Raw genomic sequence first — 26,039 nt, 5'->3', positions numbered from 1 at the left:
TTACGCCTCCTTTCTTGGTTTCGCCTTGCCTAAATACAGCTTGCCGTCTTTCACTTTGTACTCGTAACGGTCAAGCGGCGCTTGCGGCGGCGTCCCCGGAACGTTCGTGCCGTCTTTCGTGTAGAGACCATAGTGGCATGGACAGAAAAAATGGTTCGGATGCTCTTTATCCGTGTTCCAGTCAACCGTACAGCCAAGGTGTTTGCAAATCGGCGACAGGGCGATAATGTCCCCCTTTTCATCCTTGTACACCCAAGCTGATTTCGGCTCTTCCGACTCGTACCAAGCGTCTTTCACCTTCACTTTAAAGTCGAAGCGCTTCGGTTCGGTCGTAATTTCTTTGACGTCCGCCACCGCGACCATCTCCGTCCCTGCTTCATCCTTCAAGACCGGATCGAAAGCAAAACGGAGCATCGGCATCAGCATTCCTGCCGCCATAAAACCGCCGACGCCGGTCAGCGTGTAGTTTAAAAACTGACGTCTCGTTACACGATGTTTGTTGTCGTTCATCGTCTTCCCCCCTCTATGCAAAATCAAGTCCGCACCGGACGATTGTATGTATAACACATATGAAAAACTAGGACATTCTAATGATAGCTCAGTTGCTGGAGAAGGTCAATATCGCAGGCGGCAAAACGTCGGACTTTGCCCAGCTTACCTTTTTGTCCAGCAGCTGACGAAAAAGCGGATCAGCTCGGCCGCCTGCTCCTTGACGAGTTCGTGCCTGTACGATTCCTCCATGTTCTCGAGCGGAACGTCCGGAACGAGCCAAACGCGGTCAGCTTCTTCGCCCTCTTGCCACGCCGGGTCACACGTCACGTAAAACACATGCTTCATCCCCTCTTGTCCAAGCCGGCTTGTCCAGCCCGCCAGCCGCTCTGCCAGCGATGGCCGCGGTTCATCGGCAAAATACACAAACGCCGGCAGCAAAAACACACGGCCTCTCAGCTGCCGCTCAGCCTCGGCGGCCACAAGCCCGACGAACTCCCCGCCCGAGGCGAGCCGCCTCGCTCCTTGGTCGATGGCCACCGGCAAAAGCGGAATGAGTGCCGTATCAATGTAGTCGCGCTCTTTTTCGTAGATGGCGACGTCCCCGCTTGTCCATTTCATCGTTACTCCCCTTTGCCATAAAGTTCGTTCCTTATCACCATACCATATTTTTCGACAAAAGAAAAACCTTGCCGGCGGCAAGGTTTTTACAATTTGTTTAATTCATCGGTCAGGCGGCGGAACGCCTCTTCATCATGGCGGTCGAGCGCCTCGTCAATCAGCTTCATGAGCCGCCCGCGCCGGAATTCGTAAATGGAGCGTTCCAAAAACTGCTCGGCGAGGCGCTGGTCGTTTTCGCTCACTTGCGCCTGTTTGGGCGCGTGCGGATTTTCCTCAAGCACGGCGACATATTGCGGCGAATGAAAAGAAGCGCGGAAATTCAGTTGAATGTAAATATCTTCGTCGCGGTTTAAACGGATGTCATGGAACGATTTCTCTGCATCGGTTGTCATCACATTCCCTTTGTAGAAGCGAAACGGCACGTCATCCACGCAATGGGTCGACATCACGATGCCACGCGGGCAATATTGGGCGTTCTCGACAAAGTGCACCTTTTGCATCAATTGGTCGTGGCTCATCAAATAGTTTAAAATCCAGACGCATTCGCGCCGTTTCAACTGATAGTGGCTTAAAAACCAACGGATGAATTCTTTTTTTTCATTGACGGATACGTGCGTCATTGTGCGCTTCCCCCTCGATCGGTTTCCAAGAAAGAGGTTCGATCACCGCTTCTCCCCTACTCCTCGAGCTCAAGCAGCATCTCGGCCGCTTCCGTATGGCTTGGGTCGAGAACAACAATTTGTTGAAATATTTCTCTCGCTGCGGCCCGATTTCCTTCTTCGATGAGAAAATATCCGTACTCTTCGAGAAAATCGACGTTATGCTTAAAGAAATTATATGCCTCGGCGTAATGGTTTAATGCATCATCATACAGCTCCAACCGGTGTTTGGCGCGCCCTAAATCCCACTCAAACTGCGGATCATACTCGCCGTCGGCCATCGCCCGCTCGAGGAGCGACACGACGTCCTCATAGCGTTGCTCATGAAGCCAAAGCGCCGATAACACCGTCAGCGCCTCGACATAGCCATTGTCGATTTCAAGCGCCTTTTGCAATTGCTCTTCCGCTTCGGCCGGTTTGTTCAGTTTCAGCGCGAGCTTGCCGGCATACAGGCGGAGCTCTTTGTTCCATTCATCGATGCTGATGCCTTCCCGCACCGTTTCGTAGCTTTTTTGAAGCTGTCCTTCCTGTTCATACGCTTTGGCCAAATATAAGTAAAGCGGAGCATAGTCAGGATCAAGCTCTTTTAAGGCGCCAAGCTTGTCAATGGCCGTTTGCGTATAGCCGGCCTGCAAGGCGGTGAACCCATAGGCGAACAGCGTCCGGCTGTCCGTTTTTTCGTTAAGCGCCGCCTCATAGTGCGGAAGCGCCGCCTCAAACTCCCCGATGCGGCTAAGCGACTCGGCGAGCCGTTCAGCGACCAAAACGCCGGCGATCTCCCGGTTCGTTTTCCTCACTTGTTCATAAAGCGGCACGCTTTTGGCGTACTCGCCGAGCGAAAAGTACAACTCCGCTAAGGCGAATTGCACGACTGGTTCATCCGGCGCTTTCTCGTACGCTTGTTTTAGCTTCCGTTCGCTGACTTCGGTCAGCCCTTGCATTTCATACAGGTCCGCCGCAAGCAGGCACGCCCGGACGAATTGCGGATCGTCTTCGCTGATGTCCATCAAAATGGCGAGCGCTTCGTCTTCAGCTTCAAGCTCGGTATACACTTCCGCCAAAAACAGACGGACGTCGCCGTCGTCCGGATAGCGGCTGGCCAGTTCCTCGAGCAGCTCTTTTGCCTCCTCGAGCATCCCCCATGAGTATAGACAGTCGGCCAGCGTATATTTTTCCTCATCACTGCCGTACTTTTTCACTTTTGGCACAAGCGCCAACGCTTCGTCAACATTTCCGTTTTCCACTAGACGAATGATTTGTTCAACACGTGTCATGGTTTCGAAACCTCTCTTACAACGACAAGTAGGTTGCCTGACAGGGCGGCGCTTCCCGCCCTCGCTGTCCGCATTGGTATGTACCGGCACAACGGGAACATGTTTTATCATAATCGACAATCGCCGTTTCGGCAACCGATCCGCTCGCCAACCGCGCCGCACCAGCTGTTGGGTAATGTATCCGATTTCAAAAAGCGGCGCCAATTATTCCTCTTATTGACAACATATGAACGGACAATGCAAAATATGACCGCCCGCCCGCTTGGGGCGGGGGCATCAACAGCCGGCGGGTTCACTCCCGCTTTCGCTCCATCCTTGGACGTTCGTTCTCACCCGTTTACTAAAGAGCGCAAATCAGAGAAAAACGCCGGGTACGAGACAGCGACCGCCTCCGGACGCTCAAGACGGACCGTGCCTTTGGCGCAGCAGGCGGCGATGGCGAGCATCATGCCGATCCGGTGGTCGCCATGGCTGTCTACGACGATCCCATCGGCCGCGAGCGGCGTTTTGCCGCGGATGATCATGCCGTCATCGGTCGCTTCAATATCGGCGCCGAACTTTTTCAGCTCCGTAACAACTGTATCGATTCGGTTCGTCTCTTTTACTTTCAATTCACTGGCGTCTTTAATGACCGTCGTCCCCTCGGCTTGCGTCGCGAGCAAGGCGATGATGGGGATTTCATCGATCAACCTTGGAATCAAGTCGCCGCCAATTTCGACAGCGCCAAGCGCCGACGTGCGGACCGTGATGTCGCCGACCGGCTCTGTGTCCTCATGGCGGACATGTTCAATTGCAATCTCAGCGCCCATTTGTATGAGCACGTCAATAATGCCGGTCCGCGTCGGATTTAGGCCGACGTTTTTCAGCGTAATTTCGCTGTTCGGCACAATGGCCCCTGCGGCAAGGAAAAAGGCGGCCGAGGAAATGTCGCCGGGAACGTAAACGTGCGTTCCGCGCAAACGCTGCGGACCGGCGACCGAGACGGTCAAGCCTTCCACTTTCATCTCGCCGCCGAACAGCCGAACCATCCGCTCCGTATGATCGCGCGAGCGGTGCGGCTCGGTCACAGACGTCACCCCGTCGGCAAACAAGCCGGCAAGCAAAATCGCCGATTTCACTTGAGCGCTTGCGATCGGCGAGGTGTAGCGAAGCGGACGGAGAGCACCACCGCGGATGGAAAGCGGCGTATAATTCCCGCCATCGCGCCCGTCAATGTGCGCTCCCATTTCGCGAAGCGGCTTCGTCACTCGCGCCATCGGCCGCTTGGCGATCGACTCGTCGCCGATGAGACAGGCGTGAAACGGCTGTCCGGCCAAAATGCCTAAAAGCAGGCGCGCCGTGGTGCCAGAGTTGCCGACATCAAGCACAGCACTTGGCTCACGCAGCCCGCCCGGCCCTGCTCCTTCAACCACAACATGCGTCCCGTCCCGGCGGATGTCGACGCCAAGGCGGCGGAAACAATCGATCGTGCTTAAACAATCGGCGCCGGGCAAAAAGTGATCGATGACCGTCCGGCCGGAAGCGAGCGCCCCAAGCATGACGGCGCGGTGGGAAATCGATTTGTCGCCGGGCACTTCAAGCGTCCCCCGGAGCGATGACACGTTTGTTGGCAGCTGCATGCAACATCCCTCCATTGTTTTTTCGTTGCTATCCTTCATATGTCGCATAGTTCGTATGCTTGGCGAGGCACGCCTTCGCCCGCGCCCGGTCGTCTTCGCTTTGGAAGCTGAGGCGGAGCACCCCGTAAATTTCTTCGCGCGTCTCAATAATGCGAATGTTAGTAATGCTGATGTTTTCCTGCGCCAAATAGCCGGTCACCTCGGAAATGACGCCCGGGTAGTCCGGCACATCGACATACAAATCGTAAAACGACGGGATCGCTCCTTTCGTCCGCGCCGGCAGCCCATCGCGAAACTGCTTGGCTTCGAGAAAGTAATGGTAAATGGCGATGCTGTTTTCTTCCTCGACAAACGAGCGCAGCCGCTCCATCTCCGCCATCCAGCGGTCAAACAGCGCGAGCATCTCGCGTTTATTATGAATGAGAATATCGCGCCACATTTCCGGATTGCTCGATGCAATGCGCGTAATATCGCGGAAGCCGCCGGCCGCAAGCCGGCTGACAAGAGCGTTTTTGCTTTCGTACTCGCGCGCCTGATGGACGAGGCTGGCGGCAATCAAGTGCGGAAAATGGCTGATCACCCCGGTGATGCGGTCATGCTCTTCCGGCGTTAACACGACAAACTGCGCCTTCGTCCCGGAAAGCCATTGTTTTAGCGTTTCCACCCGTTCGAGCGGCACATCATCCGTCGGCGTCAAAATGTAAAAGGCGTTTTCAAACAAATGGGCGCGGGCGGCCGCCACTCCGCTTTTATGCGATCCGGCCATCGGATGGCCGCCGATAAACGCCACGCCCGCCTCCAACAGACGGCGCGCGCCTTGGACGATGCGCTGCTTCGTGCTGCCAACATCGGTGACGATCACACCGCGCTTCAGCTGCTCAATCGGCATGGCGGCTAAAATCGATTCGGTCTGCATGACCGGAGTGGCAAGAACAATCAAATCCGCGGCGGCAAACCCCTCCTCAAGCGTGCGAGCCGTTTCGTCAATCACCTTAAGCGAACGCGCCAAACCAAGCTGATGGCCGTTGACATCGTAGCCGATGACGACTGCTGCTGGATGCGCCTTTTTAATGGCTAAGGCGATCGACCCGCCGATTAAGCCGAGGCCGACGATAAACACGTTTCCTTCCAATGGTCTCACCTTCTTTGTATGTAAACATACGCCCGCTGCTTCTGAAAAGCAACGGGCTCATCGTTCCGCCTGGGCGGCCGCGAAGCCGGTCAGGCGAGCTGTTTTTCCCGCAGCATGCTAGCAATCGTTTCAAACACTCGGTCGTTTTGCTCTTTCGTGCCAATCGTGACGCGCACACCGGTCGGCAAACCGAGGGCCCGGCCGGAGCGGACGATCACGCCCCGCTCGAGCAAATATTGAAACACCTCATTGCCATCAATGCCGAAATCGATAAATACAAAATTTGTTTGCGACGGATAGTACTTGAGGCCGTGCTCGTCGCAAAAGCGGTAATACCGCTCGAGTTCGGCGCGGTTTCGTTCGACGCAGGCGCGGAGGAACGCCTGGTCATCAAGCGCAGCCGCCGCGGCCGCTTGAGCGACGGTTGACGTGTTAAACGGCTCGCGCGCCGGTTCAACGGCGCGGATGAGCGCTTCGCTGGCGATGCCGTAGCCGATACGGAGCGCGGCGAGCCCGTACGCCTTTGAAAACGTGCGCATCACCACGAGCTGGCTGTATTCATTTAAAAGCGGCACCGTCTGTGGATAATCGGGAGCCGTGACGTATTCATAATACGCTTCATCCAACACGACAAGCACATGCGGCGGCACGCGGTCCAAAAAGGCGCGCAATTCCGTTTCGTTCACATACGTGCCGGTCGGGTTGTTCGGGTTGCAAATCCAAACGAGGCGCGTCCGTTCATCGATGGCAGACAGCATCGCCTCTAAGTCATGGCGCCCGTCGACAAGCGGCACTTCGCGCACTTCCGCCCGCTCGATGACCGCGTTATGGCGATATTGCGGAAATGTCGGCGCCGCCATCACCGTATTCGTGCCCGGCTCCAAAAAGGCGCGGCAAAAAATTTGCACAACTTCATCCGAGCCGTTGCCAAACAAAAGCTGCGTTTCCTTGACGCCAAGATGCGTTGCCACCTTTTCGCGCAGCGTGCGGGCGTAGCCGTCCGGATAAACGGCAAGACGGTCAAGCTCGGCGGCGATGGCCGCTTTGGCCGCCGGCGACGACCCATACGGATTTTCATTGGAAGCTAGTTTAATAATATCAGAAAGGCCGTATTCCCGCTTCACTTCCTCAATCGATTTTCCCGGCTGGTATGGGGGAAGTCCCCGAAGCTGCTCTTTCACTTGCATTCGCGTTGCCAACTCCTTCATCATCGGAACTTTTAGCGCAAAGAACACGGCGCGTGAAGCGGCGCGGCGAGCGAGCGGGCGTAGGCGGCAAACTCGGCGATGGCCGCTTCTTTTTCTTCCGGCGCCAGCAGCCGTTCCCCCAACTGTTCCACTTTTTGCACAAGGGCGCTGCCGATGACGACGCCATCGCACACCTCTTTCAGCATCGCCACTTGTTCGGGCGTGGAGATGCCGAACCCGACAGCGACCGGCACACGGCTATGCCGCTTGACTTCACTGACAAAATCGCCAAGCGACTCCGGCAACGTTTCGCGCACACCGGTGACGCCAAGCGAGGAAACGCAATACAAAAACCCTTGCGCTGCCGAAGCGATCCGCTCAATCCGCTGCTTTGACGTCGGCGCGACGAGCGAAATGAGCGGAAGGCCAAACCGCTCGCCCAGTTCGCGGAGCGGACCGCTTTCTTCAAACGGCAAATCGGGAATGAGCACGCCGTTGGCGCCATTTTCCCGCGCTAAAGCAAAAAAGGACTCTTCTCCTAATTGTAACACAGGATTGTAATACGTAAAGAGAATAATCGGAATGGTTACCCCCTTTTTTCGCATTTCGGCGACGAGATGAATGGCTTTCGGCAACGTCATGTTCCCGGCAAGCGCCCGGGCGGCGGCGCGCTGGATCGTCGGTCCGTCGGCGAGCGGGTCGGAGTACGGCACGCCAAGCTCCAATAGATCGGCGCCGGCCTCCTCAAGCGCCAAGGCCAAATCCACCGTCACCTCAGGCGACGGGTCGCCGGCGACAATAAAGGGAATAAACAGCGGCGGATTAACGGATAGCAGCAACATCTTCACCTTCTTTCGCGCCAAGATGGCGCATCATCGTTTGCACGTCTTTATCGCCGCGGCCGGACAGGCAAATGAGCACCGTTTCATCCGGCGACATCGCTTGGGCGAGCTCCACGGCTTTCGCCACCGCATGGGCCGACTCAATCGCCGGAATGATGCCTTCTGTTTGCGCCAGCAGCCGAAACGCCGCGACCGCTTCCTCGTCGGTCACGCTTTCGTAGCGGACGCGGCCGATGCTCGCTAAATAGGCATGCTCCGGACCGACGCCGGGGTAATCGAGGCCGGCTGAGATCGAGTACGGCTCGACAATTTGCCCGTACTCATCCTGCAGCAAGTACGTCATCGCCCCGTGGATGACCCCTTTCGTCCCTTTCGTGATCGTCGCGGCATGGTAAGGGGTGTCAATGCCTTTGCCGGCGGCTTCCACCCCGACAAGGCGGACGTCATCTTGCAAAAACGGGTAAAACATGCCGATGGCGTTGCTGCCGCCGCCAACGCAGGCGACGATGACATCGGGCAGCTTCCCTTCGCAGGCGAGAAACTGCTCTTTCGCCTCATCGCCAATGATGCGTTGAAACTCGCGCACCATTTTCGGGTACGGGTGCGGGCCGACCACCGAGCCGATCATGTAAAAATGGTCGTCGCAATGGGCGACCCAATAGCGAATCGCCTCGTTTGTCGCGTCTTTCAACGTCCGGTTGCCGCTTGAGACCGGCGCCACTTCCGCGCCAAGCAGCTTCATGCGAAATACGTTCAACTCTTGCCGCTTGATGTCTTCCTCTCCCATAAAGACGATGCAGTCCATCCCGAAATGGGCCGCCACGGTCGCGGCCGCCACCCCATGTTGGCCGGCGCCGGTTTCCGCGATCAGCTTTTTCTTGCCCATCCGTTTCGCCAAAAGCGCCTGGCCGATGGCATTGTTGATTTTATGGGCGCCGGTATGGTTTAAATCTTCGCGCTTTAAATACATTTTCGCGCCACCAAGCTGCCGTGTCAAATTCGGCGCGAACGTGAGCGGAGTCGGCCGCCCGGAGTAGTGCTGCAAAATGCGGATATATTCTTGTTTGAACGATTCGTCCGCCAGCGCTTTGTCAAGCTCGGCTTCGATTTCCTCAAGCGGAAGCATGAGCGTCTCCGGGACAAACTTGCCGCCGAAATCGCCAAACCGCCCATGTTCATTCGGAACGCGTTCCATCACTCATCCCCACCTTCTTGTTTCCAAACGTGAAACATGCTCCAACGTTGTCTGGGCATGTGTTCGCTGCGGTTTCGAAAACATCCTTTGTTTCTTTAGCCCAATATGTTATTTTTTCTTCAATCTGTTTCATCTTTTTCGGATCTTTGCGCCCGTCCGTTTCAATGCCGCTGCTGATATCGATGCCATCCGGGCGGTAGAGGAGCAGTCGCTCAATATTGTCCGGTGTGACGCCGCCGGCGATGAAGCAGGGCACGCCTTGGCGCGCCGCTTCTTCCAAATAGCGCGGCACCGCCTCCCAGTCGAACGCGACGCCGGTCCCGCCCCACAAGCCGGCGACGCGGCTGTCGACAACATAGCCATCAGCCACCCCAGCGTACTGCTTCATCGCCTCAAGCGCTCCATCGTCGTGATGGATCGCCTTCCAAACAGCGCGCCGTGTCACTTCTTTCACAGCAGCCACCTCAGTTGGCGTCTCGCGGCCATGGCATTGGATGATATGAAGCGGCAATTCAGCAGTGACAGCGGCAATCTGCTCCGCCGCGGCATTGACAAACACCCCGACGAGCTGTTTGCCGCCAAGCGGCGCTGACGCCAGCCAGCGCTTCACCTCAGCAGGCGAGACGCGCCGCTTGCTGTCCGCAAAAATAAACCCGAGGTAGTCCGCCCCGCTTGCCAAGGCGGCCCGCACATCTTCGGCGGAGCGGTTGCCGCAATATTTAAGCCGGATCATGGCCGCCATCCTCCCCGAACAGCCGGTAGACAGCCCGCTCGACGTCCGCCTGGCGCATGAGCGACTCGCCGACGAGCATCGCCTGCGCCCCGTACGAGCGGACCGTTTCGACGTCGCGCCAAGAGCTGATCCCGCTTTCGCTGACGATAACGCATGACGGCGGAATAAGCGGCGCCAGCGCTTTTGTCGCCTCAAGCGCCGTCACAAACGTATGCAAGTCGCGGTTGTTAATGCCGATCACTTCCGGAGTGAACCGGTCAAGCAGCCGCTCGAGCGTCTCTTTTGCGTGCACTTCGACGAGGCATTCCAACCCGATGTCGTACGCCTCGCGGTAAAGCGCCTCGAGCGTTTCCGGCGCCAGCGCCTCGCCGATCAATAAAATCGCGTCAGCCCCGAGCCGGGCGCTTTCTTCCACTTGCCGGCGGTCGATGATGAAATCTTTGCGCAGCACCGGAATATCCACCGTTTCTTTCACAAGGCGCAAATAGCTGCGGTGTCCCTGGAAGTAACGTTCATCCGTCAACACGCTGATCGCATCGGCTCCGGCGCGCTCGTATGCTTTGGCGATGGCCGCCGGATCAAAATCGGCGCGAATGAGGCCTTTTGACGGCGACGCCTTTTTCACTTCAGCGATCAAACCGAGCGCCCGCCGCGGCCGCCGGAGCGCCGCGGCGAACGGCCGGCGCTTCGGCTCCGGCAGCGGTTCTGGCATGGTCAATGTTTCGAGTTCTTCCCGTTTGGTTGCCAAAATTTGCTCAAGCACCGTGGACCACTTCCTTTCGGCGCAGGCGCTGCAGCTGCTCGTACGCCGTTTTGACCAAAATGGCGTCTTTCGCCATCGCCACCCCAGCGGCGATCGTCTCCGCCTTGCCGGCTGCGTACAGCGCAACGCCGGCGTTGAGGGCGGTGATATCGATCGCGCTCGCCGGCGCCGTGCCGTCCATGACGGCTTCAAGCAGTGCGGCGCTTTCCTCCGAACTGCGCACTTGCACGTCAGCGAGCCCGCCGCGCCGCAGGCCGACGCTTTCCGGAGTGAGGACGAAACGGCGAATGTCACCGTCTTTCAGTTCCACAACATCCGTCTCAGCGGCGATGCTGCACTCATCGAGCCCGTCGCGGCCGGTGACAAACACCACGTGCTCAGAGCCGAGACGGCGCATCGTTTCCGCCAGCTTCTCGGCGTAGCGGGTCGAATAGACGCCGATAACTTGCCGCTTGCAACGCGCCGGATTGGCCAGCGGGCCGATCAAATTGAAGATCGTGCGAAACCCGATCTCTTTCCGCGGGCCGGCAGCATATTTCATCGCCGCATGATACAAGGGGGCGAACAAAAACGCCAATCCTTTTGTTTCGAGCGCCTGTTTGGCGGCCTCAGGCGACGCGGGAATGTCGATGCCGAGCCGCTCGAGCACATCGGCGCTTCCGCTTTTCGAGGAAACGGCGCGATTGCCGTGCTTGGCGACTTTGACCCCGAGCGACGAAACGACAATGGCCGCCGCTGTCGAGACGTTGAACGTCGCCGCCCCGTCGCCGCCCGTCCCGCACGTGTCGATGACGTCATCGCCGGCGTCGATCGTGGTCATCCGATCGCGCATCGCCCGCACAAACCCGGCGATCTCATCGACCGTCTCGCCGCGCACGCGCAAGATGGATACCAAACTCGCAATCTGGCTGTCCGTCGCCTCGCCGGACATCACGGCATTCATGGCTTCGTACGCTTCCGCTTCCGTCAATGTTTCCCCTTCCGCGCATTTGGAAAGCAACCGCTTTAACATACGATCTGTTCCCCTTTCGCAAATAATCGTTCCGCTTGTTCGATGGCGTAAATGAGGGCGCTCGCCTTGTTGCGCGTCTCTTTCCATTCAAGCTCCGGAACCGAGTCGGCGACAATGCCGGCGCCGGCCTGCACGTACGCATAACCGTCTTTAATGACCGCCGTCCGGATGGCGATGCACGAATCAATGCTGCCGTCAAAGCCGATGTACGCGATCGCTCCAGCGTACAATCCTCGGGCGGTCGGCTCGAGCTCCTGCAAGATTTGCATCGCCCGCACTTTGGGCGCCCCGCTCACCGTTCCAGCCGGAAAAGCAGCCAAGAGCGCGTCGATCGGGTGGATGTCGTCGTCAAGCACGCCGACGACTTTGGAAATTAAATGCATCACATGAGAGAACTTGCCGATTTCCATCAACACCGGCACCTCGACCGTTCCGTACTTCGCCACCCGGCCGATGTCATTGCGCGCCAAATCGACGAGCATATAATGCTCCGCCCGCTCTTTCGGGTCATGGTACAGCTCGTCGGCGAGCTTTTCATCCTCCGCCGGCGAGCGTCCGCGCCGCCTTGTTCCGGCGATCGGGTCGATCTCGGCGCGCCGGTTGCGCACTTGGATGAGCTTTTCCGGCGAACTACCGACAATTTCAATGCCGTCAAGCCGAAAATAAAACATGTACGGCGACGGGTTGATGTGGCGCAAGATGCGATAAATGGCGAACCCACCCGCTTGCACCGGGACGGAGAACCGCTGCGACAGCACCGCCTGAAATACATCGCCGGCCGCAATATACTGTTTCACCGCCTCGACGTCACGCAAAAATTGCTCTTTTTCGTAATTGGACGACGCTTTCGAGAACAAGGCGGCCCGCTCGGCCTCGTCTTCGGCCGGCAGCAGCGGCTGTTCGGCCCGAGGGCGCGACGCTTTCGCTGCCAGCGCGGCGATGCGTTCTTCGGCGGCTCGGTATATCGCGATTTTCTCCTGCATCGTTTCATGACCCTTCAACCGGATATAATGAATGAGAGACAGCTCGCGTTTTTCGTGATCAAAAGCGAACAGCGACTCGCAAAACACAAAATGCCCGGCTTTCATGGCTAGGTCGGGGGCACGATGGCGCGGCACCTTTTCAATGGCGGAAATGAAATCATAGCCTAAAAAGCCGACCGCGCCGCCCGTAAACGGCGCCGCTTCGGCGAGCGGCTTAACGCAAAGCGCCCGCTCGACCGCTTGAAACGCTTCTTTCAACGTCGACGCCGTCATTTGGACATTTCCGTTCTCGTCTTTGATCAAAAACGTTTCTCCTGTCTCGCTCTCAAGCGTCAAAAATGGGGCCACGCCGATAAACGAATAACGCGCCCATGGCGATTCGTCGTCTTTGCTTTCAAGCAGAAACACCGCTTCCTCGCGCAAATTGGCAAACACTTGCAACGGTTCGATGACATCGGCTAAAAATTTGCGCATGATCGGGATGGTGCGAAACTGGCGAGCATCCGCTAAAAAAGCGGCTAGCCGATCAATGGACATCCCTTTCTCCTCCCTTTCTGATTCATCGGGCGGAGAATGAGAGTTTATGAGGCGAAAATGGGGAAAGAAAACGCCCAAAGACCATTGTCTTTGGGCAGATGCAAGCAAAAGGGAATCAATGCTCACCTCAGCTAAACTCGCTCATTCTCATCTACCCTGCACTCGTTCTCAGCTCTTGCTCGGCTTCTGGCAGCCCGCCGGCGGCGGGCAAAGAAGTTATTTTAACTATATTACATTTCTGTTTTTTTTGTCAACGACAAATCCGGCCGCAGCATGGCTGCATCCTTTAAATAGACGTGGCAAATCTCATCTTGCCGTTTGTCTGTCTCCACCGTCATCATGACGCGGATGCAGCGCGGCAGCGAACCGGGCACTGGAATTTCTCGCGTGCACATGACAGGCACGTACGTCCAGCCGTCAAGGCGGCGCAAAGCTTGAGCCGGAAACGCAGCCGTGATGTCGTCAGTGACGGAAATGAGCACGAACGAAACGTCATGGGCGGCAACATCGTTGGCGCGGACCATTTCGCGCAGCAACGTTTCCGTTGCCGCTATAATTTCTCCGGCCTCGTTTCGCTCCACTGTAATCGCCCCGCGAATGCCGCGGATCATCACTCTCCCCCCTGTCCAGCAAACTCGCACAGCCACGCGAGCAGCTTGTCATCTTCGAGTTCCACGACTTCCACATCGCCGATTTCACGCAAAAGAACCATCCGCACCGTCCCAGCGTACGCCTTTTTGTCGCCTTTCATTTTCTCGAGCAACCGGTGAGGCGCCAGCCCGTCGGGGAGCGAAACCGGAAAGCCGTACGCAGCGAACCATTCGGCAAAGCGGTGCTCGGCAAATGACCGGCCGTAAAGCCGCTCGCTGACCAAGATGGCAAACAGCATGCCGACCGCCACCGCCTCCCCATGGGTCAGCACGCCGTAGCCGAGCTCGCTCTCGAGCGCATGGCCGAGCGTATGGCCGAAATTCAAATGGGCGCGCACCCCGGTTTCTTTTTCATCTTCACGCACGACGGACGCCTTAATATCAATGCCCTTTTCAATGCAATAGGCGAGCTTGCCGCCCTGCAAGTCGGCGAGCGTCTTGATTTCTGCGCGCAGCCAGTCGTAAAAGCGGCGGTCGCGGATGAGCGCATGTTTGATCACCTCGGCAAATCCTGAACGGAGCTCGCGCTCAGGCAGCGTGCGCAAAAAGGCGGTATCATAGACGACCGCTTCCGGCTGGTGGAAAGCGCCGATCATATTTTTGCCAAGCGGATGGTTGATGGCGACTTTGCCGCCGACGGCGCTGTCGTGGGCCAAAAGCGTCGTCGGCATTTGAATGTAGCGGATGCCGCGCATATAGGTGGCGGCCACAAATCCGGCCAAATCGCCAACGACGCCGCCGCCAAGCGCGACAATGAGCGAGCGGCGGTCAAGGCCGCACTGAAGAGCCGCCGTCTGGCAGGCGTAATAGTTGTCAAACGACTTCGCCGCCTCGCCGTTTGGAATGATGTAGGCATACACATCATAACCGGCAGCGGCAAGCGTGGCGCGCACTTCATCCAAATAAAGAGGCGCCACCACATCGTCGGTGATGATCAACATCTTCGTCCCCGGCGGGCAGGAGAGCGCCCGAAGCAAGCACGGCAACGCGCGGACCGCTCCGTCGCCTAAGAGGAGCGGGTATTGCTTCGTCGCCGTTTCAATCGTCCGTTCGATCATCGTTAAAACTCCTTTGCATAGCGGCGGGCGCGCTCGATGTTTTCTTTAATCAAATCGATCCGGTCTTGCCCGAACTGGCTGACGATCGCCGCCGCCACTTCCCAGGCGACGACCGCTTCGGCAACGACGCTCGCCGCCGGCACAGCGCAGCTGTCCGACCGCTCGATGCTTGCCGCAAACGGTTCTTTCGTGTCGATGTCGACGCTTTGCAGCGGTTTGTACAGCGTCGGAATCGGCTTCATTACACCGCGCACGACGATCGGCATCCCCGTCGTCACCCCGCCTTCAAAGCCGCCGGCGCGGTTCGTCCGGCGCGAAAAGCCTTGTTCCGGGCTCCAAATGATTTCGTCGTGCACTTCGCTTCCCGGGCGGCGCGCCGCTTCAAACCCGATCCCGAATTCGACGCCTTTAAAGGCGTTAATGCTGACGATCGCCGCCGCGATTTTCGCATCGAGCTTCCGGTCGTAATGAACGTAGCTGCCGACCCCGGCGGGAACGCCTTCGACAATCACTTCGACGATGCCGCCGATCGAATCACCGTTTTTCTTTGCCAAATCGATCGCTTCCATCATTTTTTGTCCCGCTTCCGGATCAAAACAGCGCACCGGCGACTCTTCTGTCACATTTTGCAATTCCTCCAGGGAGCGGTAATCAAGCTTCTTTGCGCGCACCCCGCCGATTTCGATGACATGCCCGGCGACGCGGATGCCCACTTCCTCCAAAATGCGCTTCGCCACCGCTCCGGCCGCCACGCGCACCGTCGTTTCCCTTGCCGATGAGCGTTCAAGCACATTGCGCATATCGCGATGTCCGTATTTCAGGGCGCCGTTTAAATCGGCATGACCCGGGCGCGGACGCGTCACTTTTCGTTTGATCTCCGTTTCATCATCGATCGGTTCAACGGCCATAATCGTTTGCCAATGTTTAAAATCACGGTTTTCCACAACCAGCGCAATCGGCGAGCCGAGCGTTTTCCCGTGCCGGACGCCGGCGGTGATATTCACCACGTCCTTTTCGATTTGCATGCGCCGCCCGCGCCCATACCCTTTTTGCCGGCGCGCCAGCTCCTTGTTGATATGCTCGGCGCGCAGCTCAAGCCCAGCCGGCACTCCTTCCAAAATCGCCGTCAATTGCGGCCCGTGCGACTCCCCTGCTGTCAAGTAGCGCATGTTTGTCTCTCCCTTCAGCTCTTTAACGCGTTTATGTAAAAATATATCATAAATTTGAAAAATGAAAATAGTTTCTGTAAAAAAAGAGCGCGGCACCCGCTATTTTCTCCGATAAAAAAACGTCTCCTCGACTTCAAAACCGTATAAGGACGGGTTAAAAATTTGCTCCGTGCTCCCCACAAACAGCACGCCCCCGGGCCGGAGCGCATCATGAAATTTCCGATACAGCATCTGCTTCGCCTCTTCAGTGAAATAAATGAGCACGTTGCGGCAAACGATCAAATCCATGTTGCGCGGAAACGGATCCGCGAGCAAGTTGTGCTTTTGAAACTTGACCGTTTGTTTCAGCCTTTCGTCTATTTTATAATACTCGCCTTCTTTCGTAAAAAACTTTTTTCTCATTTCCTCGGGCAACTCTACAAGCGACCGTTCGCTGTACAAGCCGAGGCGCGCGCGGGCGAGCGCATTATCATCAATGTCGGTCGCCAACACCGACACGCGGTGAAGCGGCAATCGTTTTGCGAGCACCATCGCGAGCGTGTACGGCTCCTCGCCGGTTGAGCAGGCGGCGCTCCACACGTTCGGGCGCGGATGTTTCGTCAACAGCCGCGGCAAAATGACGCGTTCAAGCACCTCCCATCGTTTGGCGTTGCGATAAAACTCGGACACGTTGATCGTCATCCGGTCAAGACATTCATGCCAGAGCGACAAGTCTTTTTCCATCGCTGCAAACAGCTCGGCAAAGCTCTTTAGCCCTTTTTTCATGTACAACGACGCCAAACGCCGCCTCATCTGGGCTTCCTTATATAGCGATAAGTCAATGCCGGTTTTTCGCTTCACTTTGGCAATGAATTGCGCATAATCGTCCATCTTCCCCTGTTCCTCTCTCCTGTCAATGTACAAAAACGGCAAAAACCGGCCGATGGGCGGCCGGTCTTTTTGTTAATAGAGCCATTCGTTCATCAGTTTTGTATAGTGGAGAAGCTCTTCTTCTTTGAAAAACAGGTTGATCTCGCGTTCCGCGCTTTGCGGGGAATCGGAGCCGTGAATGACGTTTTTGCCGACCGTCAAGCCGAAGTCGCCGCGAATCGTGCCCGGTGCGGCTTCCTGCGGGTTCGTTTTCCCCATCATTTGCCGGGCGGCGGCGATTACATTTTCGCCCTCCCACACCATCGCAAACACCGGCCCGGATGTAATAAAGTCGACAAGCTCGCCGAAAAACGGACGCTCTTTATGTTCGGCATAGTGCTGCTCAGCCAGCTCGCGCGACACTTGCATCAGCTTCGCTCCAACAAGCTGGAAGCCTTTTTTCTCAAAGCGCGAAACAATTTCGCCGATCAAATTGCGCTGAACCCCGTCTGGCTTTACCATTAAAAATGTCCGTTCTGCCATTCATTCTCCACCCCTACTGTCGTATGTACTAGGAAACGGATTCCCAACCACCATAGTACCATTGTTTCGCGCCATTAGCAACAACGTCCTTGAAAGCGTTAATAATCCCTTTTCCCGATGTAAAGGGCGAGGTCGCGCAACAGGCCGCGCGCCTCATTCATCGGCAGTCCGTCAAGAAGGTGAAGCGCCTTGTCAAGGTAACGGTCGCTTAACGCATACGACCGCTCAATGGCGTCCGTCCGCTTAATGGCGGAAATGACCGCCGCCATTTCCGCAACGTCCGTTTCCGGACCGACAGCTGCAATGGCCGCCTTCACCCGCTCATCGCTCAAGGCATACAGCACAGGAAGGGTGACGTTTCCTTGCAGCAAGTCGCTTCCGGCCGGTTTGCCGAGCTGTTCCTCCGTCCCAGTGAAATCGAGAATGTCGTCGGTAATTTGAAACGACATGCCGACATAATGGCCGAACCAGTACAGCCGCTTCACAATCGGCTCCGGCGCGCCGGCAGCGAGGGCGCCAAGCTGGCAGCTCGCGGCGATGAGCAGCGCCGTTTTCCGACGGATGCGCCGCAAATACGTGCGCAGCGGCTGATCAAACCGGTACTTGTCTTTAATTTGCTCAATTTCCCCGCGGCACACTTCCACGATCGTTTTCGCCAACACTTGATGGGCGCGCGGGTTGCCGAGCTCCGCCATCCGTTCGAGCGAGCGGGCAAACAAATAATCCCCTGTGTACATGGCGAACCGGTTGCTCCATTTCGCCTTGATCGTCGGCCGGCCGCGGCGCAAATCGGCGTCGTCGATCACATCGTCGTGGACGAGCGAAGCCATATGAATGAGCTCGAGCGCAACGGCAACATGCTTCATCCGCTCAAGGTCATATTGGCCGAAGCGGGCGGCAAGCAAGACAAAAACGGGACGGATCCGCTTTCCGCCCGCCTGCAACAGATGGAGCGCCGCTTCCCCAAGCGGCCCGTATTCCGACTGAACCGCCCGCTCAAGCTCCTCTTCGACCGCCGCTAAATCATCGCTTAAAAACGAATACATCGCCTTTAACTTCATGTTGTTCACCTTAACTCACCGTTTATAGCCCAAGTGCATCGCCGCCACGCCAAACGTGTACGGTTTGACCTCGACATCGACAAAACCGGCGGCGCGGAACATCTCGGCCAGCTCGTCCCGCCCCGGAAACTCGCGCGCCGATTCCTGCAGCCACGAGTACTCCTCATAGCTTTTCGCCAGCAGCTTGCCAAACAGCGGCATAATAAACCGGAAGTAAAAATAGTAAAGCTGACGAAACCCGAACAACGTCGGCTGCGACGTTTCCAGGCAGACGGTTATGCCGCCCGGCTTCGTCACCCGGTGCATTTCCTTAAGCACGGTCATATAGTCAGGGACGTTGCGCAAACCGAAGCCGATCGTCACATAATCGAACGAATTGTCAGGAAACGGCAGCTGCATCGCATTGCCGTGAATGAGCTTCACATTATGCAACCCGCGCGCTTTTACCTTCTGTTCGCCGACTTTCAGCATGTTTTCGCTGAAATCAAGGCCGTACACTTTCCCTTCCGGACCGACCGCCTCCGCCAAGGCGATCGTCCAGTCAGCCGTCCCACAGCACACATCGAGCGCTTTTTTGCCTTTTTGCACATTCATCCGCCGCATCACGTCTTTGCGCCACTTCAAGTGGCGGCGGAAGCTGATGACGGAGTTCATCCGGTCATAATGCGCAGAAATGTTTTCAAATACGCGATGGACTCGCTCTTCTTTCGATTGATGCATCGTTCTACCCTTCTTCCACCGTCTTTTTGGCGATGGCTTGAAACCCGCCGGAAAGCTCGGCCACGCGGAGCTGCAGCAGGCCGTTGACCGGCAGTTTCGCCGCAAACAGCGCCTCCCGGCAGCCGTCGATATAGCGGCGGCAAAAGCGGAGCAAATGCCGCTTTTGCTCTTTCGTCAACGTTTTCGCGCGCGGGAACGCGATTTGCGCCATTTGCTCAAAGAGCACCGAAGCTCCCGTGCGGATGAACGCTTCCTGCTCGAGCAGCAGACGCCGCATCAGCAAATACGAATAGGCAAACTGCCCCCACTGCGGCGCCGCCATGCGGTCGGCGAGCTTGACAAGCAACGCCGATTCGATCGTGCCGACCGCCGCAAACAACGACTCGATCCGCTCTACTTTTTTTTCGTAAAGCCGCACTTTTTGCTCGTTAATATCGCGGACCGCCTCGGCGAACGAGCGGATGAGCGCCGTTTCGCCCGAACGCGCCAACAACTCATAGTACAGCCCGCTGTACAAGTCGCCGGCCAGGACGACAAGCTGCCGCGCCCGCAAGTCGCCGCCGTCATCTGTCACCTCATCGTGGGTATCAAGGGCGATCTGCATGAGCATCATGGCGATGATGCACCGCTCCGCCTCACTCGGCGCCGTTGAAGCGCCATCGAGCATTGACAGCGAGAGCAGCAGGCGATCTTCATCGATCGCCGGCGCCGGCAAATGCTCGCGCAAATATGGGTGATGGAGCAGCTGCTCAATTTGTTCTTTCAATGACGCCAATTTCACCGTGATGTCATCCACATGAACCACCCTTGTCCCCGAAAATATCCGCACCACCATAACGGACTCATTATAACATAATTTTGTCGAAAACGCTCTAGTTTGCTAGACATTTGCCAACTTACTTTTTCCCTTCCGACTCAATGACGCCATGGCGCGTTTGAATATACGCCTTGCCTCTCACTTTAATCGCCGACGTGTGCTCTGTAAACTGGGCGATCAACACTTCGCCTTTATCGAGCTTTTCCGAATGATGGAACCGTGTATCCGCCCCGCGCGTCAATCCAATGACGTTCACTCCGTCTTCAAGCGCTTTAATGACAACAAAGTCGCTGTTCGTATACATCCTTTCCCCCTCCTTATGCTTTAATGAGCGAAAGCACTTCCGAACGGGCGGCAACATCCGTTTCAAACACGCCGCGCACTGCCGTTGTCACCGTTTTCGCCCCCGGCTTTTTCACGCCGCGCATCGTCATGCACATATGTTCCGCCTCGACGACGACCATCACCCCGTGCGGTTCGAGCGCTTCGACGATCGAATCGGCGACTGTCGCCGTAATGCGCTCCTGTAGCTGCGGGCGGCGCGCCACCGCTTCGACCGCCCGGGCGAGCTTGCTTAGCCCGGTTACTTTTCCTTCCCGTGGGATGTAGGCGACGTGGGCAACGCCGAAAAACGGCACTAAATGGTGCTCGCACATCGAGTAAAACGGAATATCTTTAACGAGCACAAGCTCCTCATGTTCCTCGCTGAATACGGTTTGAAAATGCTCCTTGGGGTCTTCGTGCAGTCCGGCGAACACCTCGGCGTACATTTTCGCCACTCGTTTCGGCGTGTCGACAAGCCCCTCACGGTTTGGGTCTTCCCCAATCGCTTCCAAAATCAAGCGGACTGCATATTCAATTTGCGCAAAATTGATCTCCGGCATGCAAACAACATCCTCCTGCATTAGAAAAACTGCATGTAATCCGATTCTAACATAGAGAGCAAAAAAAAACAAAAAAGAAGGGCGGTGCAACACCAGCCCTTTCCTCCTAGCTCCTGCCTCAGCTATGTAGGCTTATTTTACGGCATCTTTTAACGCTTTACCCGGTTTGAATGCAGGAACTTTGCTCGCCGGAATTTCCATTTCTTCGCCCGTTTGCGGGTTGCGTCCTTTCCGGGCGGCGCGCTCGCGCACTTCAAAGTTCCCAAAGCCGATTAATTGCACTTTATCGCCTTTTCGCAACGCTTCTGTAATCGAGTCAAATACCGCATCAACGGCTTTTGTTGCATCTTTTTTGGAAAGACCGCTTGTTTCGGCTACCGCGTTGATCAATTCCGTCTTGTTCATGTCATTCACCTCCTCCCAAGGAGCTGTTCTTGTTTACTACCATTTGTGCACACTTTTCTGCTTTTCTATACATAGACGTTGACGGCTTCGGCGGCGAAAAGGCCGGCGCATGAAAGGCGTCGCACCGGTGCAGCCAATGATTCTGCCTTCGTTCAGAAAGACTGACAGAACATGCGCCCGTGCCGCCGATGGAAGCGTCCCCTTGACCGTTCAGCGCCGCCCGCCGCTTTTAGGCGGAACTGCCTTGATTCCGCCAAGATGCAGTGACATGCCTAATCTTAACCAATTTATCGCGATAATTCAACATTTTTTTCGCCAAAGCGGCCAATTTTAGGCATATTTCACCAAAACAACGATTTCAGATAAAAGATTACCATAACGCCATGCGCATAATCAAGTGCCAATCCTTATTTCTCAAGGGTTTCAACGATTTTTCCCCCGTGAAAGATCCATGATTCAAAAAAACAAAAAAAAGCCCCCGACCGGGGGAGCAAATCTCGACGCCTCCGCTTTTCTTATTGTCTAGCTCCGGCTCGCCGCCGCTTTTCTATAAAATAATCGCGATGAGGCCGCCGGAGCCTTCGTTGATGATGCGTTCAAGCGTTTCTTTCAGCTTGTAGCGGGCGTTTTCCGGCATGAGCGCGAGTTTCGCCTGAATGCCTTCGCGGACGATCGAGCTGAGCGAACGGCCGAAAATGTCGGAGTTCCAAATCGACAGCGGATCGTCTTCAAAATCTTGCATCAAATAGCGGACAAGCTCTTCGCTCTGTTTTTCCGTTCCAATAATGGGAGAAAATTCGGATTCGACGTCGACTTTGATCATATGGATTGACGGAGCCACCGCCTTGAGGCGGACGCCAAAGCGCGACCCTTGGCGGATGATTTCCGGTTCGTCAAGACTCATGTCAGACAAAGCGGGCGCAGCGATGCCGTAACCGGTTTGTTTGACCATTTTCAGCGCGTCGGCGATTTGGTCATATTCCGCTTTCGCATGGGCGAAGTCTTGCATGAGCTGAAGCAGATGGTCTTTGCCGCGAATCTCGACGCCGACGATTTCTTTTAAAATTTGATCGTACAGCTCATCCGGTGCATACAAGTCAATTTCGGCGATCCCTTGCCCCATTTCGATGCCGGCAAGCGCCGCTTTTTCGATGAAATCGTACTCGGCAAACTGCTGCACAACCTGGTCGACGTCGCGCAGCCGTTTGATGTCTTTGACGGTGTCGCGCACCGCTTCTTGATAGCTTTCGCGCAGCCAATGATCTTCGCGCAGCACCATCACCCAGCTCGGCAAGTTGACGTTCACTTCAAGCACCGGGAATTCATATAATGCTTCACGAAGCACGTTATACACGTCGGCTTCGCGCATGCTTTCCACACTCATGGCGAGCACCGGAATGTCGTACTTTTCGGCGAGCTCGCGGCGAAGCGCCTCGGTTTCCGGATGGTGCGGCCGAACGGTGTTGACGATCATAATGAACGGCTTGCCGACTTCTTTGAGCTCGCTAATGACCCGTTCTTCCGCTTCTACATAGGCTTGGCGCGGAATTTCCCCGATCGTGCCGTCCGTTGTGATGACGACCCCGATCGTCGAATGTTCTTGGATGACTTTTCTTGTCCCGATTTCCGCCGCCTCTTGGAACGGGATCGGCTCTTCATACCAAGGCGTGTGGATCATCCGCGGCCCGTTTTCGTCTTCGTACCCTTTCGCGCCGGAAACAGCATAGCCGACGCAGTCGACAAGACGGATGTTGACTTCAAGCCCCTCGTCGACTTTCACCGTCACCGCCTGGTTGGGCACGAACTTTGGCTCCGTCGTCATGATCGTTTTGCCCGCGGCGCTTTGCGGCAGTTCGTCCTGGGCGCGCGCCTTGTCGGCTTCGTTTTTAATGTTCGGAATGACGACAAGCTCCATAAACCGCTTAATAAACGTCGATTTCCCGGTGCGGACAGCGCCGACGACCCCTAAGTAAATGTCGCCGCCGGTCCGCTCGGCGATATCTTTAAAAATATCGACCTTTTCCAAATGACTCCCCTCCAGTCCTTCGGTCGTTATAAGAAACATTGGAATGAGCTAGCATAGTCGGACACTATATGCATATGATGTTGTCCGATTCGGTTATGACTAAAAACCATAAATAAAAATCCCTTCTCTAGAATGTATTTTTCCAGAGAAGGGATGATGACTCATTTCGTGAAAAAAATCGGCTCGTTCGTCTTGGCGTCGATCGTGTACGGAAGGGAGTACGCCGGCACGAACAGCGAATGGTCGGTCAAAATCGGGCGAATATCGTCACCCGGCTTGTAGTGGTGCGGATATTTTTTCAACGCCGCATACAAATCAGAACGGTAGTCAATGTAAATTTCTCCATTCCCGTCGATGACAAACGGCAAGTTGTTGCCGGAAAACGGGCTGACGACATAAGGCGGCTCTTTATAGCCGAGCTTTTTGTAATCGAGCGTAAATACGCCCGGTGCGACGACATCTTGAAATGGCGGATAACCGTGCCGATCCGTATACATCGAAAGCCGCAGCTTCAAATCGCGGATGCGCTCAGCGAGACGCAGGTCAAGAAGCTTGACCGTCGGGTTCGTTTCCGCATCGATGATCATATACTGGAAAACACCCCCGCTTTCATAGGCGTTGCCCGGCGGTTCCTGCATGTAGCGGGGAACGAGCTTTTGAAAGTCAACCGGATATTTTAAATACATCGGTGTTTTCATGTCGCGCGTCTTGATCGGCAACAATCCGCCGGTCGCCTTCCGGTATTCGTCAACCGCCGATTGGACGGCCGCCACTTGGTCTTTGTATGGAATTTGGTTTTGCTTAAGCCGCTCTTGCGGATACAAGCAGCCGGAAAGCGGCACGAGAAACAAACAGGCTAAAAGAAAGCGAGCAATCCATTTCATAGTTCCTCCATCCTTTGCCTATTGCTGCGTCGGTCCGCTGAACACGACAAAAATAATGATGATGCCAGCGAGAATCAACAGGACGTAAGCGATAACCGCCAGCAAAAAGCGAAGCCAGCGAATCTTGAGCTTGTAGCGGCTCAAATAAATGAAACCGACGGAAATAAACATGAACACCATTGAGGCGATGGCGATCCACATTTTCGCTAAAGCCGGTGACATACGTGTTCCTCCCTCTAGAAATGTTGATCTATCAAGGCTTTTCGGCCTCTCAGGGGTGTCCAAAAAATATTTTTCGACAAAATCCCTTACATCCTTTTTCAGTTTTGTGGATATCTTACAGACCTAGGGTGCGCTTCGCGGCCACGGCTGGTTATATTTTCCTGCCGCGGGGGGGGGAAGCATATTCGATGCACCCTTTGGATCTCCGCGTCGCTGATGAGGACGAACCCTCCCATGTCTCCGGGCGTCTTCGCGCCAACATTCCCTCGTTCGGTCTCGTCATCAGGCGGAGGCCGGCCAAGCTCCTTTAGGGACTCAAGGTCGAATGGATGAAATCACGCCAGCTTCTCCGGTGTCATCTCGTTGTCCAACGATTCTTCCGTTCGCAGGGGGAGGCCTTAGGCCGCCCGTTGCACCTGGGACAAGACGTCCTGTTTCATTCGCTCCGCGTCAAACGCTTGTTTCTTCGTACAAATCGCAAACAGCACATTCAACAGCTTCCGGCACAAGGCGACGATGGACTGCTTTCCGGTCAGCGGATTGACGGATCGGGTCGTATAATACTCATGCAGCTCGCGAAACGCCTTGTTATGCCGAATCAGCGGAATCATCGCCCGAAACAGCACCGAGCGCAACCGTTTCCGTCCCCGTTTGGAGATGTGCTTTTGCCCTTTGCGCTGGCCGGAGGAGTTCTCCTTGAGCGTCAGGCCCGCCAACTTCACCAATTGGCGCGGGTCCCGATAATGGGCGAAGCTGCCGATCTCCGCCAGCAGATCGATGATCGTGGCGTCTCCCAACCCGTCGACCGTTTTCAACCATTGGTACTCCATCGTCGTTTGAACCAATGCCTTCAACTCGGCGTCCAGTGCAGCGATCTCCGCCTCCAATTGGCGGTATCGGCGGACGAGCGCGGCGATCTCAAACCGGGCCATCGCTGTCCCTTCCGTCACCCCAATCGAGTCCTTCGCGGTGTTGATCAACGCCTGAATTTTGGCCTTCTGCGGGCATTTCATCCCTTCGCTTTGCCGGTACACCTCAAGAAGCTCCTCCACCGTCCGGCCGGCCATATCAGCCGGAAGCGGCGTCCACTCCAACACCGAAAGCGCCGTTTTCCCCAAGTCACGAAACACGGTCCAAAACTCTGGAAAATACCGATCCGTCCAGCGGACGATCGCGTTTTTCACCGCCGTCTGTTCCTTGCGGAGCTTCTCTTTGAGCGTGCTCCCCACGCGCAAATCGGCTTCAATCTCGTGCAGCAGCCGGGGAACGAGGAATCGTCCGTCTTTTGCCAGTCTGGCAATGACCAGGGCGTCTTTGGCGTCGTGTTTCGTCGGCAGGTTGTCATCAAGTTCTTTCGACCGGCACACATGCGCCGGGTTGACCATGACCAACGGGATCCCGTGCTCCTCGAGGAAGTAGGCCAGGTTCAACCAGTAGTGCCCGGTCGGCTCCACCGCGACGATCACCTCTGACTTCCCAAACGCTTGCATCGCCTCCTGAATCGCTTTATACAGCTGCTGAAACCCCTCTTTCGACTGGAAGATCGGGAACGACTTGCGAAGCACGCGCCCCCGGTCATCCACGAAGCAGGCGTAGTGGGTTCGTTTCGCGATATCGATGCCCACGACAAGCGTTTGTTCCGTAACTTGATCAATTTTATAGTTTTGTGTACAATTCATCTGAAGTCCTCCTTGGCATGATGGTA

27 protein-coding genes and 1 pseudogene are annotated in these 26,039 nt (G+C 56.1%); all 28 read right to left on the bottom strand.

Annotated elements, in window-relative coordinates; genetic code table 11:
• Window positions 1-510, bottom strand: a complete 510-nt coding sequence (locus NSS88_RS15015; protein ID WP_055358580.1) for a QcrA and Rieske domain-containing protein — start codon at window positions 508-510, stop codon at window positions 1-3.
• A 144-nt stretch (window positions 511-654) separates the two neighbouring features.
• Window positions 655-1,110 carry a YpiF family protein gene (locus tag NSS88_RS15010; protein ID WP_055358579.1) on the bottom strand — a complete coding sequence of 152 codons (456 nt, stop codon included), beginning with the start codon at window positions 1,108-1,110 and terminating at the stop codon, window positions 655-657.
• 86 nt (window positions 1,111-1,196) lie between these two features.
• Window positions 1,197-1,730 (bottom strand): ReoY family proteolytic degradation factor, encoded by a 534-nt coding sequence (locus NSS88_RS15005; RefSeq protein WP_033014010.1) that lies wholly within the window; start codon window positions 1,728-1,730, stop codon window positions 1,197-1,199.
• A gap of 56 nt (window positions 1,731-1,786) precedes the next feature.
• Complete coding sequence (locus tag NSS88_RS15000; protein WP_341085197.1) at window positions 1,787-3,043, bottom strand: tetratricopeptide repeat protein; 1,257 nt, start codon at window positions 3,041-3,043, stop codon at window positions 1,787-1,789.
• A gap of 329 nt (window positions 3,044-3,372) precedes the next feature.
• Entirely contained in the window at window positions 3,373-4,662 is a 1,290-nt protein-coding gene (gene aroA / locus NSS88_RS14995; RefSeq protein ID WP_055358577.1) for a 3-phosphoshikimate 1-carboxyvinyltransferase, read from the bottom strand.
• Window positions 4,663-4,690: 28 nt separating this feature from the next.
• A complete protein-coding gene (locus tag NSS88_RS14990) occupies window positions 4,691-5,794 on the bottom strand; it encodes a prephenate dehydrogenase (protein WP_055358576.1) in 1,104 nt (367 codons plus the stop codon).
• Between the two features lie 89 nt (window positions 5,795-5,883).
• A complete protein-coding gene (gene hisC, locus NSS88_RS14985) occupies window positions 5,884-6,981 on the bottom strand; it encodes a histidinol-phosphate transaminase (protein ID WP_033014006.1) in 1,098 nt (365 codons plus the stop codon).
• 32 nt (window positions 6,982-7,013) lie between these two features.
• Window positions 7,014-7,823, bottom strand: a complete 810-nt coding sequence (gene trpA, locus NSS88_RS14980) for a tryptophan synthase subunit alpha (protein ID WP_171698129.1) — start codon at window positions 7,821-7,823, stop codon at window positions 7,014-7,016.
• Window positions 7,804-9,018: a tryptophan synthase subunit beta gene (gene trpB / locus NSS88_RS14975; RefSeq protein ID WP_055358575.1), complete on the bottom strand. Its 1,215-nt coding sequence runs from the start codon at window positions 9,016-9,018 to the stop codon at window positions 7,804-7,806. Before trpB ends, trpA begins: the two co-directional genes overlap by 20 nt.
• Before the next feature lie 109 nt (window positions 9,019-9,127).
• Window positions 9,128-9,751: pseudogene (locus NSS88_RS14970) on the bottom strand (phosphoribosylanthranilate isomerase); the annotation flags it as partial.
• The gene (gene trpC / locus NSS88_RS14965) at window positions 9,738-10,514 is read right to left on the bottom strand and encodes an indole-3-glycerol phosphate synthase TrpC (RefSeq protein ID WP_053532478.1); all 777 of its coding nucleotides are present in this window, start codon (window positions 10,512-10,514) and stop codon (window positions 9,738-9,740) included. The gene trpC and the pseudogene NSS88_RS14970, both read right to left, overlap by 14 nt.
• Window positions 10,507-11,526, bottom strand: a complete 1,020-nt coding sequence (trpD, locus tag NSS88_RS14960; RefSeq protein WP_049624821.1) for an anthranilate phosphoribosyltransferase — start codon at window positions 11,524-11,526, stop codon at window positions 10,507-10,509. The genes trpC and trpD overlap by 8 nt, the downstream gene beginning before the upstream one ends.
• A complete protein-coding gene (trpE, locus tag NSS88_RS14955) occupies window positions 11,520-13,046 on the bottom strand; it encodes an anthranilate synthase component I (RefSeq protein WP_033014003.1) in 1,527 nt (508 codons plus the stop codon). The genes trpD and trpE overlap by 7 nt, the downstream gene beginning before the upstream one ends.
• Before the next feature lie 230 nt (window positions 13,047-13,276).
• Window positions 13,277-13,657, bottom strand: a complete 381-nt coding sequence (gene aroH, locus NSS88_RS14950; RefSeq protein WP_033010070.1) for a chorismate mutase — start codon at window positions 13,655-13,657, stop codon at window positions 13,277-13,279.
• Window positions 13,657-14,754, bottom strand: coding sequence for a 3-dehydroquinate synthase (gene aroB / locus NSS88_RS14945; RefSeq protein WP_055358574.1), 1,098 nt, complete (start codon window positions 14,752-14,754; stop codon window positions 13,657-13,659). Before aroB ends, aroH begins: the two co-directional genes overlap by 1 nt.
• Before the next feature lie 2 nt (window positions 14,755-14,756).
• Window positions 14,757-15,923, bottom strand: coding sequence for a chorismate synthase (aroC, locus tag NSS88_RS14940; protein WP_047819336.1), 1,167 nt, complete (start codon window positions 15,921-15,923; stop codon window positions 14,757-14,759).
• A 99-nt stretch (window positions 15,924-16,022) separates the two neighbouring features.
• Window positions 16,023-16,793 (bottom strand): CheR family methyltransferase, encoded by a 771-nt coding sequence (locus NSS88_RS14935; protein ID WP_055358573.1) that lies wholly within the window; start codon window positions 16,791-16,793, stop codon window positions 16,023-16,025.
• A gap of 72 nt (window positions 16,794-16,865) precedes the next feature.
• Window positions 16,866-17,315 (bottom strand): nucleoside-diphosphate kinase, encoded by a 450-nt coding sequence (gene ndk / locus NSS88_RS14930; protein WP_044744929.1) that lies wholly within the window; start codon window positions 17,313-17,315, stop codon window positions 16,866-16,868.
• Between the two features lie 98 nt (window positions 17,316-17,413).
• A complete protein-coding gene (gene hepT / locus NSS88_RS14925) occupies window positions 17,414-18,376 on the bottom strand; it encodes a heptaprenyl diphosphate synthase component II (protein ID WP_033009740.1) in 963 nt (320 codons plus the stop codon).
• Between the two features lie 15 nt (window positions 18,377-18,391).
• Window positions 18,392-19,096, bottom strand: a complete 705-nt coding sequence (gene menG, locus NSS88_RS14920) for a demethylmenaquinone methyltransferase (RefSeq protein WP_033013998.1) — start codon at window positions 19,094-19,096, stop codon at window positions 18,392-18,394.
• Between the two features lie 4 nt (window positions 19,097-19,100).
• Complete coding sequence (locus tag NSS88_RS14915; RefSeq protein ID WP_049624818.1) at window positions 19,101-19,931, bottom strand: heptaprenyl diphosphate synthase component 1; 831 nt, start codon at window positions 19,929-19,931, stop codon at window positions 19,101-19,103.
• Window positions 19,932-19,992: 61 nt separating this feature from the next.
• Complete coding sequence (mtrB, locus tag NSS88_RS14910; RefSeq protein ID WP_033013997.1) at window positions 19,993-20,217, bottom strand: trp RNA-binding attenuation protein MtrB; 225 nt, start codon at window positions 20,215-20,217, stop codon at window positions 19,993-19,995.
• A gap of 13 nt (window positions 20,218-20,230) precedes the next feature.
• Window positions 20,231-20,797, bottom strand: a complete 567-nt coding sequence (gene folE, locus NSS88_RS14905) for a GTP cyclohydrolase I FolE (protein WP_033013996.1) — start codon at window positions 20,795-20,797, stop codon at window positions 20,231-20,233.
• Window positions 20,798-20,929: 132 nt separating this feature from the next.
• Window positions 20,930-21,202, bottom strand: coding sequence for an HU family DNA-binding protein (locus tag NSS88_RS14900; RefSeq protein ID WP_008879623.1), 273 nt, complete (start codon window positions 21,200-21,202; stop codon window positions 20,930-20,932).
• A gap of 547 nt (window positions 21,203-21,749) precedes the next feature.
• On the bottom strand, window positions 21,750-23,228 hold the full coding sequence (gene spoIVA, locus NSS88_RS14895) for a stage IV sporulation protein A (RefSeq protein WP_055358572.1): 1,479 nt from the start codon (window positions 23,226-23,228) through the stop codon (window positions 21,750-21,752).
• 161 nt (window positions 23,229-23,389) lie between these two features.
• On the bottom strand, window positions 23,390-24,112 hold the full coding sequence (locus tag NSS88_RS14890; protein ID WP_033013993.1) for a hypothetical protein: 723 nt from the start codon (window positions 24,110-24,112) through the stop codon (window positions 23,390-23,392).
• A gap of 18 nt (window positions 24,113-24,130) precedes the next feature.
• Window positions 24,131-24,334 carry a DUF2768 domain-containing protein gene (locus NSS88_RS14885; protein ID WP_049624816.1) on the bottom strand — a complete coding sequence of 68 codons (204 nt, stop codon included), beginning with the start codon at window positions 24,332-24,334 and terminating at the stop codon, window positions 24,131-24,133.
• Between the two features lie 398 nt (window positions 24,335-24,732).
• Window positions 24,733-26,013, bottom strand: coding sequence for an IS110 family transposase (locus tag NSS88_RS14880; protein ID WP_341083684.1), 1,281 nt, complete (start codon window positions 26,011-26,013; stop codon window positions 24,733-24,735).
• Window positions 26,014-26,039 lie beyond the last annotated feature (26 nt).

The organism is Geobacillus sp. FSL W8-1251 (genome assembly GCF_038005945.1).
Lineage (GTDB): Bacteria > Bacillota > Bacilli > Bacillales > Anoxybacillaceae > Geobacillus > Geobacillus stearothermophilus.
This window is presented reverse-complemented; position numbering and strand designations above follow the sequence as displayed.